We start from the raw sequence: 14053 nt of genomic DNA, 5'->3' as shown, positions 1-14053 counted from the left end.
ATGCCTCCTACGCTGATAAGGCTGTGTGGAATGGACCCATTGTTCGTGTTCTGCCGGCCCGGACATCGTCCGGAAAGACTAAGGCGGTGTTACGCGCCCAACTTTTCTTGCAGCTGTGCCTTGAGCACCTTGCCGGTGGCATTGCGGGGCAAGGGTTCGCGAACCCGAAAGACCTGCGCCGGCACTTTGTAAGCGGCCAGGCGCTCGGCGATGAATGCGCAGATCTGCGCCTCCTGGGGCAGTGTCGAGGCCTGGCCATGCACGGCCAGCCCTACCGTCTCGCCCAGCAGCGGGTCGGCAATGGCGAACGCCGCCGCCTCCAGGACTCCGGGCATATCGAGGACGCAGGTTTCGATTTCCGCGGCGGAAATCTTCTCGCCACCGCGGTTGATCAACTCCTTGACCCGGCCGGTGATGTGGAGGAATTGCTCTTGGTCGAGGTAACCGATATCGCCAGTGTCCAGCCAACCGTCGCGCAGGCTTTGCGCAGTGGCTTCGGGCAGGTTCCAGTAGGCGCTCATCAAGGTTGGGGAACGCAACCAGATCACCCCGCGAGTGCCCGCCGCCTGGGGCTGATCAGGGCTGTCACCGATACGGATATCGACGATCGGCAGTGCCCAACCCGCTGCCTGCGGCTTGTACACGAACGGATCGCCACCGATGGCCGCGCCGATGCCATTGCTTTCGGTCAGGCCATACCCGGCACCGCCGATGACGTCAGGCTTGAGCTTGAGCATGTCGTCCAGTACCCCGGCGGACGACGCTGCGCCGCCCAGTCCGAGACCGAACAGGCTAACGGTTTGCTCGCCGCCAAAACGGGGTGACGCCAGCAGTTGCTGCATCATCACCGGCGCCCCATTGAACTGGGTACAGCGCTCATCGCGAATGAGGTCGATGGCACGTTCGACATCCCACTTGTACATCAGCATCAAGCGCCGACCGCCGCGTAATGCCGACAAAAACTGCGCATGCAAGCCGCTGACATGGAACAGCGGCACAGCCGCCAGCGTGGTGGGTGGATAGCCGCTGTTGAGCACCACACCGATACGCTCGGGCGAGCTCATGGCGCAAAACGCGCCTTGGAAATCCAGGGCAAACAGCGCCTGGCAAATGGCCCGGTGACTCGACACGGCGCCCTTGGCGCGGCTGGTGGTGCCCGAGGTGTAGAGGATCAGAGCCGGCGCGTCAGGATCGATTTCAAGAGTGGGTACCGGTAGTGCCGGAGCGCTGATCAAGTCCTCGAAACGCAGGCAGTACTCGGGCAACGTTGCTTCCTCGGCCCCGACGACGATGGTGGCGCGCTGCTCGCGGGCCAGGTCTTCGTGCAGGGTTTTCAGACGCGCTTCGTCGCACAACAACAGGCGCGAACCGCTGTCCTGCAACGCATACTGCAACTCGTCGCGCAGGCCCCAACTGTTGAGCGGCACACACACCGCGCCACAGCGCACGATCGCGGCGAAGGCCACCAGCCACGCCGGCTGGTTGCGCATGGCAATCGCCACCCGCTCGCCCGGTTGCAGGGTAAAACGGGCGACCATCTGCCCGGCCAGGCGGTCGACCTGATCGAAGAACTGGTTGAAGGTCAGGCGCTGTGACTGCCAGACCAGAAATTCACGGTCACCGTGAACCCGACCGGCGTCGAACACCTGCAGCAAGTCGTGCGCGGCGTGACGAAAGTAACGTGGAGCGCCGTCATCGGGCGTTACCACTTCAAACGGAGCACCGGGGGCGATCAGTTCGCGCCACGCGGTTTGCCAGCGTTCAATGCTCATTTTTGTTTTCTCCAGGACAGCCGAAAAACCTGTGGGAGTGGGCGCCTGACACTCAGCTATCGCGAGCAGGCTCGCTCCCACAGGGGTGTTGCGTCGTACTCAAATGCCGGGTACCCCTCCGATTCCATGTGGGAGCGAGCCTGCTCGCGAAGAGGCCGGCACATTCAACATCCTCGTTGCCTGACACCCCGCTTTCGCGAGCAAGCCCGCTCCCACAGGGTGGTGAGTCGTACTCACCTGTTGGGGACACCAGCAACCCTTGTGGGAGCGGGCAAGCCAGGCTCCTACGCGTTAGTGGCGTAGCGTTCGCAATGGAAATCCCGGTCGCCCAGGCAGCTCTGCGCCACGCGCACGCGCTTGAGGTACAGGCCGACATCCAGTTCATCGGTGACGCCAATGCCGCCGTGCATCTGCACCGCTTCGTTGGCGACCTTGATCGCCGTGTCACCGGCTTTCCATTTCGCCAGGCTGACCAGGCGAGCGCGGGCCCCGGCATCGAGGCTGGCGTCGTCCAGGGTCGCCAGCGCGGCCATCAGGGCGCTGCGGCTGAGCGCCAGGTCGACGTACAGTTGCGCGGCGCGGTGTTGCAGGACCTGGAAGGTGCCAATCGGCGTGTCGAACTGCACGCGGGTCTTGAGGTACTCCAGGGTGGTTTCGAACAGTTGCTCGGCCATGCCCAACAGCTCTGCGGCCAGACAGGTGCGACCTCGGTCCAGGACGGTTTCCAGCGCAGCCCAGCCCTCACCCAAAGTACCCAGCAGCGCATCGCTGCCCAGTTGCACGCCGTCCAGTTGCAGGCGCGCGCAGTTGCGCGAATCGATCAGCGCCAGCGCGCTGACGGTCAAACCCTTCGTATCGGCCGGCACCAGGAACAGACTGATGCCCTGGGTCTCACCCGGCTGACCGGAGGTGCGCGCCGCCACCACATAGGCGTCGGCACCGAGGCCGTCGACCACCCAGAACTTGTCGCCGTGCAAGCGATAGCCCTGCCCTTCGGCCTTGGCCTCAAGGGCAATGCGACGCGGGTCATGGCGCGACTGTTCGTCAACGGCCAGGGCCAGGCGCTGTTCGCCACCGATCAGCGCTGGCAACCACTGCGCCTGCTGCGCCGAATTGCCTGCCAGCTGCACCAGCGAACCGCCCAGTACCACGCTGGACAACAGTGGCGTGGCCGACAGATTACGGCCCATGGATTCGAAGATCGGCCCAAGGCCCTTGCAACCGAAATCCAGGCCACCGAACGCTTCGGGAAAGGCGATCGCACTCCAGCCCAGCCCCACCGCGTCACGCCACAGTTGCGGGTCGAAACCCAGGGCTACCGCCTCATCGCGCAGTCGACGCTGGGCACTCACTGGGCTGCGGGCGGCGAGAAAGTCCCGGGCGCTGTCGGCCAGCAGGCGCTGGTCATCGTTATAACGCAGGCTCATGGGGTGACTCCTTTTTTTGCGTCGGGCAAGCCCAGCACACGCTTGGCGATGACGTTCAACTGGACCTCCGAAGACCCACCGGAAATGGTCAGCGCATAGCTGTTCAACCAGGAGCGGGTCACCGCCAGTTGCTGCTCGCTGAACGTCGCACTTTCCCAACCGAAGGCATGCCCGGACATGGCATCGAGCAGCACTTCGAACTTGTCGCGCTCCTGTTCGGTGTGCGTAAGCTTCATGATCGACATCAGGCCGCCGATGTCATCGCCGGCCCGCGCCTCTTCACCCATGCGCTGTACAGTCAGGTTGTAGGCCTGCTCGTTCATCGCACAGGCCGTGGCCCGCGCCTGCAAAGCGTGCTCGCTCTGACTCTGTGGCGCCGGCACGTACTCGCGCATCAGGGCCAGCAGGTCGAAGTGCGACGGCAGGCTGAATTCGCCGAATTTCGACATCGCCTTGCGTTCGTGCTGCAGCAGGTACTTGGCCAGGTTCCAGCCACCGTTCAACGGCCCGATCAACTGGCTCTTGGGCACCTTCACGCTGTCGAAGAACACCTGGCAAAACGCCGACTTGCCGCTGATCAGATCGATCGGTTGCGGCTTGACGCCGGGGCTGCGCATGTCCAGCACGATCAGGCTGATGCCCTCGTGTTTTGGTGCGCTGAAGTCGGTGCGCACCAGGGCATACATCCAGTCGGATTTGTCGCCGTAGGAGGTCCAGATCTTGCTGCCATCCACCACAAAGTGGTCACCGGCATCGCGGGCGGCCATTTTCAGGCTGGCCAGGTCGGAGCCGGCGTTCGGCTCGGAGAAGCCCTGGCACCAGCGCACTTCACCGCGGGCAATTGGCGGCAGCAGGTCGCGTTTCTGTTGCTCGCTGCCGTAGGCCAACAACACCGGGCCGAGCATCCAGATGCCCAGGTTGATCTGCGGCGGCCGGCACTTGAGGCGGCGCATCTCGCTTTCCAGCACCGCCAGTTGTTCATCGCTCAGGCCCGCGCCGCCATATTCCTCGGGCCACTCGGGGCAGAACCAGCGCTTGTCACGCATGCGTTCGAACCACAGGCGCGCGTCTTCACAGGGAAACTGCGGGTTCTGGCTGCCCCACACCACATCGCCTTCAGCCATGCCGGTGCGCATCGACGGCGGGCAGTTGGCCTCCAGCCAGGCACGGGTGTCCTGGCGAAATTGCTCGATAGTGCTCATGAAAGTCCCCTTCGACCCGCCCCGGAGCCGGGGCGAGTACGGTTCTTGTTGTTGATGGACGAGCGTCAGCGTTGGGTGCGCGGCATGCCGAGGCCAAACTGGGCGATCAGTTCGCGCTGGATCTCATTGGTGCCGCCGCCAAAGGTCAGGGTCGTTGCAGAGCGCAACTCATACTCCAGGTCACCCTCCAACAGCGTCGCCGCCGAACCGCTGCGCATCGAGCCATTGGCACCGACGATCGCCGCCAGCTTGCGCAGGATCTCGATGGCCGACTCCGAGCCGAACACCTTGGTGGTCGAACTCAGCGCGACGCTCATGCGGTCGAGCTCGAGGTCGGCGGCGATGCGCATGTTGATCAGGCGCATCGCCTCCAGGCGCGCATAACACTCGGCCAGCGAGCTGCGCACCCAGGCCTTGTCCATCGCCCGACGGCCCTGTTCATCGCGGGCCCGCGCCCACAGGTAGACCCGGCGAAACAGCGCCACCACCTTGTCCGACCAGGTACCCAGGCCCAGGCGTTCGTGGTTCAACTGCGAGGTGATGAGTTTCCAGCCACCGTGCAACTCGCCCACCAGCATCTCGTTGGGCACCCGCACGTTGTCGTAGTAAGTGGCCGCCGTCGGATTGCCGACGGTGTGGATCAGGGTGTGGGAGAAACCCGGCGTCGTGGTATCGACGATCAGCAGCGAAATGCCTTTGTGCCGCGCCTGGGTCGGATCGGTACGGGCCGCCAGCCAGACGAAATCGGCCGATTCGGCGCCCGAGGTCCACAGCTTGTTGCCATTGACCAAAAAGCCTTCTTCGTCCTGGCGAGCGCTGGTTTTCAGCACCGCCAGATCGCTGCCGGCGTCGGGTTCGGAGTAACCGATGGCGAACATGATTTCGCCCGCGGCGATCCCGGGCAGGAAACGCTCTTTCTGCAGCTCGCTGCCATGGGCCATCAAGGCAGGGCCCACGGTACTGATGGTCACGAACGGCAGCGGTGCACCGGCGATGTTGGCTTCTTCGAAGAAAATCAACTGTTCGGTGGCGGCGTAGCCCTGGCCGCCATGGGCCTTGGGCCAGCCGACCGCGAGCCAGCCGTCGCGGCCCATCTGGCGGATGGTCTGGCGATACAGCTCGCCGCCTTCCTTGCCGCGCAACTGCTCGCGCATGTCCTTGGTCATCAGGGCCTGGAAATAGTCCCGCACCTTGTGGCGCAGGGCATGTTGTTCGGGAGTGAGGTCGACGAACATCTGCTGCTCCTTAGGCTGCGCCGAGAATCAGGCCGCTGGTGGGTACGCCGGTACCGGCGGTGACCAGCACGTTCTGCACATCTGCCACCTGGTTGACGGCCGTGCCACGCACTTGGCGCACCGCTTCGGCGATGCCGTTCATGCCGTGGATGTAGGCTTCGCCCAGTTGCCCGCCGTGGGTGTTGATCGGCAGTTTGCCGCCACGGGCATGGTGCCCGGCGCGGATGAATTCCTTGGCCTCACCGCGTTTGACGAAGCCGAACTCTTCGAGCTGCGGCAGCACGAACGGGGTGAAGTGGTCGTAGATCACCGCGGTCTGGAACGATTCAGGGCCCAGGCCCGACTGGCGATACAGCTCGCGGGCGACCACGCCCATTTCCGGCAGCCCGGTGATGTCGTCGCGGTAGAATGAAGTCATGCTCTGCTGGCCGTGGCTGATGCCTTGGGAACCGGCCTTGATGCTCACCGGTTTCTGCCGCAGGTCACGGGCGCGTTCGGCCGAGGTGATGACCATCGCCACGGCGCCATCAGACTCCTGGCAGCAATCAAGCAGGTGCAGCGGTTCGCAGATCCAGCGCGAGGCCTGGTGTTCTTCCAGGGTGATCGGCTTGCCGTGGAAAAACGCCTGGGGGTTGGTCGCGGCGAAATCCCGCGCAGCCACCGCGATCCGGCCGAAGTCTTCGCTGGTGGCACCATAGGTGTGCATGTAGCGCTGGGCGAACATGCCGACCCAGGCGGCCGGTGTATGGAAGCCGTGGGGCATGTACCAGCCGTAGTTGACGTTGTCGAAGATCGGCGACGCCGCGAAGCCGTAGTTGCCGGTGCCGAAGCGATACCAGGAACGCTCGTTCATGGCCCGGTAGACCACCACCACTTTCGCCACCCCGGTGGCCACCGCCATCGCCGCGTGCATCACCGGCCCGCAGGCCGCGCCACCGCCATGGGGTACCTGGGAGAAGAACTTGACGTCCTTGCAGCCGAGTAAACGGGCGATTTCGTACTCCGGGACCTTGTCCACCGAGTAGGAGCTGAAGCCCTCGACCTCGGACGGGTCGATGCCGGCATCCTTGAGCGCACTCAAGGTGGCCTCCATGGCCAGGCGCAGTTCGGTGCGTCCGGAGTTCTTGGAAAATTCGGTCGCGCCCAGGCCAACGATCGCGGCGCGCCCGGAAATCGATGAATCAGTCATCTGTGTCTCTCCGGCTGTCAGGGCAGGACCAGCGCGACCGTGCCGGTCACGTGGTTGCCCATGGAATTTTTGCCGCTCAAGGTGATTTCCACCGAGCGGGTATCGGCGTCGAGTGCGCTGACGCTGCCGTTGAAGGTCATGCAGTCGCCGGGATAATTCGGCGCGCCGAGCTTGATTTTCAGCGCGGTGAACTGCGCCAGCGGCCCGGCCCACTGCTCGATGAACCGCTGCACCAACCCGTTGGTGGTGAGGATGTTCATGAACACGTGGGGCGAACCCAGGGCACGGGCCGCCTCGGCGTCGTGGTGACCGGGGAAGTAGTCACGGGTGGCAATCGCGCCGCCGTTGATCAGGGTCACCGTGATTGGCACCGCGAGCTCCGGCAGTGCTTCGCCGGGGCGCACGTCTTCAAAGCGCTTGGTGTTCTTCGAGGTCATATTTCCATCCCAGCTTGTCGTTATCGTTGAGCCAGTCGCCCAGGCGTTCCAGGTTTGCCGCCGAGCCACCCAAGGCAAGGGACAGGCCGCGACTCCAGTAGAGAAAACGGTGGATCGGGTACGTCAGGTCGACGCCGATGCCGCCATGCACGTGCTGCGCGATATGGCCGATGCGGTGCCCCGCTTCACAGGCCAGCCAGGCCGTGGCCAGTGCTTCACTGGGCGCCGGCAAGTCGGCATCGATGCGGTAGGCCAATTGCCACAGCGTGGTGCGCAAGGCTTCGACGGCGATATGGGTGTCGGCCATGCTCATCTGCACCGCCTGGAAGCTGCCGATGACGCGCTCGAACTGCCGGCGCTCGCTGACATAGGCCACGGTGCGACGAATCTGCTCTTCGCTAACCCCCAGTTGCAGGGCTGCCAATGCCGCTGTGCAACGCAGCTCCAGCCAGGCGACGGCCTCGACCGGCAACAACGCGGTGGCGTTCACGGTCAAGCCTTCGATGTGCAGGTCCGCGGCGGCTTCGCCATGGGTCAGCACCGCCGACACCCGTCGAATCTCAGGGGCCGCCAGGTCGAGCAACAGCAGGCGCGGCTGCCCTTCGGCCTGTACCAGCACCAGTGCAGCGCTGGCCTGGTCACCCAGGGACAAGGCCGCGACCCGGCCATCGATCGACCAGCCCCCGGGGTTCGCCTGCGCCTGCAACTCAATGCCCCGAGCACTGCTCAAGCCATCCACGGACAGGCTCAGCAGCGCCTCGCCGGACGCCGCCTTGGCCACCCACCCGGCACTGTCGCCCGCGCCGAAACGGGCCAGGGTCGCGGCCGCCAATTGATGGCGCCACAACGGCACCTGGGCCAGGGCCTTGCCCTGAGCCTGCAGTACCAGCATCAGCTCGGTCATGCCCAGGCCGCTGCCGCCGTGCTCTTCGGGAATGGCCAGGGCGTGCAGCCCGGTCTCGATGCACAGCGCCCACAGAGGCGCCATCATCGATTCGCCGCTGGTGTCCCACTGGCGCATGTACTCGTCATGGCAATGGTCGACAAACAGGCCGTCGGCCATCTGCGCAATGGCGCGCTGGTCTTCGCTCAATTCGAAATCCATGGATGGCTCCTATGCCTCTACCGGCCGGAACATCGGCAGGGTCTGTTGGTCATCGAAGGTCTGGAACTCGACCTGCAAACGCTGGCCGATCTGCAGTTGGTCACGCTCGACACCGACCAGACCGGCGATCAGGCGCACGCCCTCCGCAAGCTCGATCAGGCCGATCGGGTTGGGGTAATCGAACGGCGGCACTTCGGGGTAGTGCATCACCACGAACGAATACAAGGTGGCGCGGCCGCTGGCCTCGAGGGTGTCCCAGTCAAAGCTGTGGCACTGGATGCACACGGGGGCCGGTGGATGGCGCAGGGTCTGGCAGGCGGTGCAGCGCTGGATCAGCAACTGACCCTTCGCGCAGCCTTCCCAGAAGAACCGGGTGTCGTCGCTGATGCCCGGCAGCGGGCGCTTGGCCTTGGCCGGCGCCGCTTCAACCTTGGCCGGTGCCTGGGCATTGGCCGCGCGGAACTTGAATACACGAAACAGCAGCTCGCCCACCGGCTCGTCGCCGCCGGCTTTTTCGACGAAGTGGCTCATCACCAGGGTGACGAAAAAGCCAGTGCCCAGGGCGGTGGTTTTCTCGTCGCCCACCGAATCCAGGCGCGTGGTGTAGTAAAGCTTTTCCCCCAGGCGCAGCGGGCGGGTGAAGCTCAGCTCGGAGTTCACCGCCACCGTGGAGGCGTAGCCGTAGGCTTCCATTTCCTTGAGCACCTCGTAAGGGTTCTCGTCGGTGGAGCCAGGCGGATAGTTGTTGGCGTGCAGGCCTTCCATGGTCCACACCTGCAGCATCGCAGGCGGCGCGATCAGGTCCTCATGTTGGGTGCCCAGGGCAAAACCTGCGTCGGTGTACAGCGGGTTGTCCACGCCCATGACTTCGCACCACTGGCGAATCATCGGGGCATTGACCTCGTCCCAGGCGTACACGCGGCCGTACTCGCGCCCCACCAGGGCGCGCACATTGGATAGCAATTGTGGATCAGCCAAAGTCGTCTCCTTCACATTGAAGGCGGCCACCGAACCCGGTCGCCGCAATAGGTCGATCAGGTGGGCAGCACCTGCGCGGCGCCGAGAAATGCCGGGCGTTCACCACCGCCATGCAGCAACAGGTTGCAACCGCTGGCGTAACCGGCCAGCGGTGATGCGATGTAGAGGCAGGCGTTGGCAATGTCTTCGGCCACCGCCATGCGCCCGGCCGGAATGCCGGCAGCGACGGCGGCGATGCCGGCTTCGGAGCCGTAGTGCAGATGTGCCTGATCGGTCAGCACCAGTCCCGGGCTGACCGTGACCACCCGCACCTTGGGCCCCCACTCCACCGCCAGCGATTGCACCAGCGCCAGCACCCCGGCCTTGGCCGCGCCGTAGGCGGCGGTGCCTGGTGAGGAACGCAGGGCACTGATGCTGCCGATGAAGACGATGCAACCGCCCTGCGTCTGCGCCTGCATCAGCCGGTTGGCGTGCTGGGCGACATTGAGCGGCGCGATCAGGTTCAGGCCGATGATGCTTTCGTGAAACCGCGGCGAGGCCGTGGCCGCGTCGGTGGCAGGGCTGCCGCCGGCGTTGTTGATCACCACGTCGAGGCGGCCAAAGTCGCGTTCGATGGTGGCGAACAGGCGTTGCAGGGAATCGTGGTCGCGCACATCAGTGGCAATGAAGGTTGCGCGCTTGCCACCCACTGTCGGCACCTGCTCAGGTTCGCGCCGGGCACAGACGATCACCCGTGCGTTCGCAGCGAGAAATCCCAGCGCGATACCGGCGCCGATGCCTTTGGTGCCACCGGTGATCAGCACCACCTTGCCGCTGTAATCAAGACCCGAATGCAGCTCCATCATGTGCTCCTTTTCTACTGACAAGAGCCACTCTAGGGACGAACCTGGGGCTAAACTACGTCTGAACGGACGATGAAAATTCAGCGCCGTGAACAGGACACTGGCGCCATTCACACCTTGCCTGGTCTTCGAAGATGCCCATGTCCGACTCATCCGCTGCACCGGTTCTGCTCGAACGTCCCCTGCCCGGCGTGGCCCTGCTGCGGCTCAACCGCCCGCAAGCGACCAATGCCTTGAGCCTGGAATTGCAGGCGCTGCTGTCGCGGTATTTCAGTGAGCTGGCGATCGACCCCGACGTGCGCTGCATCGTCCTGACCGGCGGTGACAAGGTGTTCGCCGCCGGTGGCGACATCAACAGCATGGCCGGGGTCGGTGCCATCGATATCTACAAGCGCCACACCGAACGGGTCTGGGGGCCGATCCAGCACTGCCCGAAACCGGTGATCGCGGCGGTCTGCGGCTACGCCTACGGCGGCGGTTGCGAGCTGGCGATGCACGCCGACCTGATCGTCGCCGGGCGCAGCGCACGCTTCTGCCAACCGGAAATCCGCATCGGCATCATGCCCGGCATCGGCGGCACCCAACGCCTGGTGCGCGCGGTGGGCAAGGTCAAGGCCATGCGCATGGCACTCACCGGGCAACCGATCAGCGCCGAGGACGCCTGGGTCGCCGGCTTGGTCAGCGACCTGGTGGACGATGACCAGGTCCAGGCCCACGCCCTGGAACTGGCGCGCGTCATCGCCGCGATGCCGGCCCTGGCTGCCGAACAGATCAAGGAAGTGATCCTGGCTGGCATGGATGCGCCGCTGGAGGCTGGTTTGGCTTTGGAGCGCAAGGCTAATGCGCTGCTGTTTGCGTCACGGGATCAGAAGGAAGGCATGCAGGCGTTTATCGAAAAACGTCCGGCGCGGTTTGAGGGGTACTAGCAAAAAACCTGTGGGAGCCGAGCCTGCTCGCGACGGGGCCAGCCATTCAACTTCTCTGTTGGCTGACCCACCGCCATCGCGAGCAGGCTCGCTCCCACAGGGGTTTCTGCAGGTTTTGCGTTCCCCTGCAGGAGCTAGCGCAGGCTGCGATCTTTTGATCTTCTAGACAGCCCGATCAATCCGATCCAGCGCCCGATTCACCGCCAGTTCCCCCAGCATGATGACCTGGGCAATCCCCAGCAGGGAATTGCGACTGGTCCCTGCCATATGATCCGCCAGATCCAGCGTCATGACATTGGCCGAAGCCAGCGACTCACAGGCGTGGGCCAGCAAGGTTTCGGTATCGAGCTCCGGGTTGACGATGAACATGGTGCAAAGCTTGCGAGGTTTGACTGTGACACCGCGTCATCGTTCTTCGCCGGCAAGCCTGGCTCCCACGGGGCCACCTAAGCCGCTAGATACTCATCACCATCTGCCCACTATCAACACGCAATTCAACACCATTGATCGCCCGAGCCTCATCGCTGGCCAGGAACAACACGCTGGCCGCCACGTCTTCGGGGCGGCACATGCGGTTCATTGGGTCGCTGTCGATAGTCAGGCGGTTGGGGTCGACGCCTTCGGGGAAGCCGCCGCGGGTCATGTCGGTGAGTACGCCGTCGGGGTGCAGGGTGTTGCAGCGGATGCGGTATTTGCGCCGCCGGCACATCACCGCCACCGAGCGCGACAATGCCGCCACCGCCCCTTTCGAAGCGCTGTAGGCCAGGTAATCGTCGCGCCCGGCCAGGGCCGCGATGGACGACAGGTTGATGATCGAACCTCCGCTGTCCTTCATCAACGCGATGCCTTCACGGCAGCCCAGGAACACGCTGTCGGCGTTCACGCGCATTACTTTGTGCCAATCCGCCAGGCTGGTTTCCTCGATCGAGCCGGCGATCAGGATGCCGGCGTTGTTGACCAGGATATCCAGGCGACCGTAGCGCTCGCGCACATGGTCGATGACCTGGCGCCACTGGTCTTCGCTGCTGACGTCGTGGCGGATGAAGGCGGCCGTCGGTCCGATTTCAGCCGCCAGGTCCTGGCCGGCCTCGACGTCCAGGTCGCTGATCAGCACCTGGGCACCTTCGGCGGCCAGCAGGCGCGCGCTGGCAGCGCCGATACCCCTGGCGCCGCCGGTGACCAGTGCAACCTTGCCGTGGACCCGTCCGTTCTTGTTGGTTTGATCGAGGGTCATCATGTTATCTCGTGTGCGTGGGTGGTTTGCGGTTGCTGGTTGTGCGCGCGGGCGACGGCGGCACCGGCTCGACGGCCGGAGAACACGCAGTCGGCCAGGGACAGGCCACTGATGTACAGGTGCGAAGGGATGCCCAGGGCGCTGCGACCGGCCGCGTACAGGCCACTGATGGCCTGGCCTTGCGAGTCCAGCACCGCGCCGCTGCGCTCATCCACGCGCAAGCCGCCCAGGGTCAGGGCGCCCAGGGGGAATACCGGATTGGTCACCGAGATATCGCAGGCATAGAACGGCCCCTGTTCAAGCACCTGGCGCCCGCCCTCGGACTTGCCGAACGGCTCCGGCGCCTCGCCACGGGCGGCGGCGTTGGCGGCCAGTACCGAGTCGCGCAGCACGGCGGGGTCCATGGACGTCGCACTGGCCAGCTCGGTCAGGCTCTTGCCCTTGCGCACCTTGAACAGCATCAGCGCCAGGGCCGGGAAACTCTGGAACCACCAGTAGCCGCCGAACAGCGCTTCGCGGATGGCTTTCTTGCGCAGCGGTGCATCCAGCACCAGCCACGCCTTGCCGCCCTGCTCTTCCATCAAGGGTTGGCCGAGGGTGGCGCCGTAGACTTCTTCATTGCAGAAGCGCCGGCCCTCGCGATTGACCACAATGCCTTTGTGCCAACTGTATGGCGGGTTGATGAAGCGCCATGCCGATACCCGCTCAAGCCCGCGGCCCTGGCCGCCTACACTGGCGCCCAGGCGCAAGCCGCTGCCATCGCAGCCGGTGGCGCCGACCTTGAAATTGCGCCGGAACTTCGGCGCGTGCTGTTCGAGCAACTGGCGATTGAAGATGAAACCGCCGGTGCTGAGGATCACCCCCTGGCGCGCCCGCACCCGGCGAGGCTGGGCGAAATCCCGTTCCAGTTGGCAGACCTTCTGGCGCAGTTTGTTGCAATAGCCGGGGGCGAAGTTCTGCAAGCGTTCGGCGCGGGTAGCCAGTCGCGCATGCAGCTGTGCTTCCTTGCTGGCTTCGGGCATGCACCAGAACTCGGCGCCCAGTACCCGCCCCTGGGCATCGGTCACCAGTCGTCGCGCCGCCGCCTGCAACAGCGTCTTCGCTCCGGCCTTCAGGCACGCGGCCTTGAGATGGGCAAACAGCACCGCGCCGCCCTGCCCCTTGCCCACGGTGCGATGCCCTCGTGGTGCAGGCGGCAAGGGACCGCCGTGGTCGGGCACCAATTCATTACCCGAGTAATAGAGGAAGTAGCCGTCGGGCGGGTATGAGGTCTTGCCCCCACCGGGTGGCATCTGGTGGGCGTAGGGTGCGCCGTGGCTTTCCAGCCACTGCAGGTTGCTCACGCTGTCGGCACAGAAGCGCCACAGGGTATCGTCACTGACCACACCCCGGGTTTCGTGCTTGAGGTAATCGAACATGGCTTCGGGGCTGTCGTTGAAACCCGCCGCCTGTTGATGACGCGTGCCGCCACCGGCGTACACCACCCCGCCGCTCTTGGCGCTGGCGCCGCCGCCGGTGAAACGGTCGGCGATCAGTACGTCGGCACCCTGGGCGCGAGCCTCCAAGGCGGCGCAGGCACCGGCCGCACCCCAGCCGACGACCAGCACGTCGCATTGTTCATCCCAGGTCACACTGTCGCCATCGGCCACTTGCAACGGCGGCAACACGTCGGTGCTGGGGAGGTTATCGGACATTGACATGCTCCC

12 protein-coding genes and 1 pseudogene are annotated in these 14053 nt (G+C 64.8%); 1 reads left to right on the top strand and 12 read right to left on the bottom strand.

The window, feature by feature from the left end:
- Positions 1-89: 89 nt before the first annotated feature.
- The 9 genes from NQL71_RS04030 to NQL71_RS03990 form a co-directional block, all read right to left on the bottom strand.
- The gene (locus NQL71_RS04030) at positions 90-1772 is read right to left on the bottom strand and encodes a class I adenylate-forming enzyme family protein (protein ID WP_274642296.1); all 1683 of its coding nucleotides are present in this window, start codon (positions 1770-1772) and stop codon (positions 90-92) included.
- A gap of 284 nt (positions 1773-2056) precedes the next feature.
- Complete coding sequence (locus NQL71_RS04025; RefSeq protein ID WP_274642295.1) at positions 2057-3199, bottom strand: acyl-CoA dehydrogenase family protein; 1143 nt, start codon at positions 3197-3199, stop codon at positions 2057-2059.
- Entirely contained in the window at positions 3196-4401 is a 1206-nt protein-coding gene (locus NQL71_RS04020; protein WP_248686421.1) for an acyl-CoA dehydrogenase family protein, read from the bottom strand. The genes NQL71_RS04025 and NQL71_RS04020 overlap by 4 nt, the downstream gene beginning before the upstream one ends.
- A 65-nt stretch (positions 4402-4466) precedes the next feature.
- On the bottom strand, positions 4467-5636 hold the full coding sequence (locus tag NQL71_RS04015) for an acyl-CoA dehydrogenase family protein (RefSeq protein WP_274642294.1): 1170 nt from the start codon (positions 5634-5636) through the stop codon (positions 4467-4469).
- Positions 5637-5646: 10 nt separating this feature from the next.
- Positions 5647-6825, bottom strand: coding sequence for a lipid-transfer protein (locus NQL71_RS04010; protein WP_046817041.1), 1179 nt, complete (start codon positions 6823-6825; stop codon positions 5647-5649).
- A 17-nt stretch (positions 6826-6842) separates the two neighbouring features.
- Complete coding sequence (locus NQL71_RS04005; RefSeq protein ID WP_046817040.1) at positions 6843-7262, bottom strand: MaoC family dehydratase; 420 nt, start codon at positions 7260-7262, stop codon at positions 6843-6845.
- A complete protein-coding gene (locus NQL71_RS04000; protein WP_274642293.1) occupies positions 7234-8367 on the bottom strand; it encodes an acyl-CoA dehydrogenase family protein in 1134 nt (377 codons plus the stop codon). The genes NQL71_RS04005 and NQL71_RS04000 overlap by 29 nt, the downstream gene beginning before the upstream one ends.
- A gap of 9 nt (positions 8368-8376) precedes the next feature.
- Positions 8377-9345 (bottom strand): bifunctional MaoC family dehydratase N-terminal/OB-fold nucleic acid binding domain-containing protein, encoded by a 969-nt coding sequence (locus tag NQL71_RS03995; protein WP_274642292.1) that lies wholly within the window; start codon positions 9343-9345, stop codon positions 8377-8379.
- A gap of 56 nt (positions 9346-9401) precedes the next feature.
- Positions 9402-10187, bottom strand: coding sequence for an SDR family oxidoreductase (locus NQL71_RS03990; RefSeq protein WP_046817037.1), 786 nt, complete (start codon positions 10185-10187; stop codon positions 9402-9404).
- Positions 10188-10327: 140 nt separating this feature from the next.
- Here NQL71_RS03990 and NQL71_RS03985 point away from each other — a divergent pair, with 140 nt between their 5' ends.
- On the top strand, positions 10328-11113 hold the full coding sequence (locus NQL71_RS03985; RefSeq protein ID WP_046817036.1) for an enoyl-CoA hydratase: 786 nt from the start codon (positions 10328-10330) through the stop codon (positions 11111-11113).
- A 162-nt stretch (positions 11114-11275) separates the two neighbouring features.
- On the opposite strand, the pseudogene NQL71_RS03980 reads toward NQL71_RS03985, so the two are convergent.
- From NQL71_RS03980 to NQL71_RS03970, 3 genes and pseudogenes are all read right to left on the bottom strand, one after another.
- Positions 11276-11512 (bottom strand): annotated as a pseudogene (locus NQL71_RS03980) (DUF6124 family protein); the annotation flags it as partial.
- A gap of 55 nt (positions 11513-11567) precedes the next feature.
- Positions 11568-12350, bottom strand: coding sequence for a glucose 1-dehydrogenase (locus tag NQL71_RS03975; RefSeq protein WP_248686420.1), 783 nt, complete (start codon positions 12348-12350; stop codon positions 11568-11570).
- Complete coding sequence (locus NQL71_RS03970; protein ID WP_274642291.1) at positions 12347-14047, bottom strand: FAD-binding protein; 1701 nt, start codon at positions 14045-14047, stop codon at positions 12347-12349. The genes NQL71_RS03975 and NQL71_RS03970 overlap by 4 nt, the downstream gene beginning before the upstream one ends.
- Between the last annotated feature and the right edge of the window lie 6 nt (positions 14048-14053).

Origin of the sequence: Pseudomonas serbica (genome assembly GCF_028823535.1) — a bacterium.
Classification (GTDB): Bacteria; Pseudomonadota; Gammaproteobacteria; order Pseudomonadales; family Pseudomonadaceae; genus Aquipseudomonas; species Aquipseudomonas serbica.
This window is presented reverse-complemented; position numbering and strand designations above follow the sequence as displayed.

Coding starts and splice junctions, on each gene's coding strand:
- NQL71_RS04030 (WP_274642296.1), bottom strand. CDS start 1,772: ATGAGCATTGAACGCTGGCAAACCGCGTGGCGCGAACTGATCGCCCCC.
- NQL71_RS04025 (WP_274642295.1), bottom strand. CDS start 3,199: ATGAGCCTGCGTTATAACGATGACCAGCGCCTGCTGGCCGACAGCGCC.
- NQL71_RS04020 (WP_248686421.1), bottom strand. CDS start 4,401: ATGAGCACTATCGAGCAATTTCGCCAGGACACCCGTGCCTGGCTGGAG.
- NQL71_RS04015 (WP_274642294.1), bottom strand. CDS start 5,636: ATGTTCGTCGACCTCACTCCCGAACAACATGCCCTGCGCCACAAGGTG.
- NQL71_RS04010 (WP_046817041.1), bottom strand. CDS start 6,825: ATGACTGATTCATCGATTTCCGGGCGCGCCGCGATCGTTGGCCTGGGC.
- NQL71_RS04005 (WP_046817040.1), bottom strand. CDS start 7,262: ATGACCTCGAAGAACACCAAGCGCTTTGAAGACGTGCGCCCCGGCGAA.
- NQL71_RS04000 (WP_274642293.1), bottom strand. CDS start 8,367: ATGGATTTCGAATTGAGCGAAGACCAGCGCGCCATTGCGCAGATGGCC.
- NQL71_RS03990 (WP_046817037.1), bottom strand. CDS start 10,187: ATGGAGCTGCATTCGGGTCTTGATTACAGCGGCAAGGTGGTGCTGATC.
- NQL71_RS03985 (WP_046817036.1), top strand. CDS start 10,328: ATGTCCGACTCATCCGCTGCACCGGTTCTGCTCGAACGTCCCCTGCCC.
- NQL71_RS03975 (WP_248686420.1), bottom strand. CDS start 12,350: ATGATGACCCTCGATCAAACCAACAAGAACGGACGGGTCCACGGCAAG.
- NQL71_RS03970 (WP_274642291.1), bottom strand. CDS start 14,047: ATGTCAATGTCCGATAACCTCCCCAGCACCGACGTGTTGCCGCCGTTG.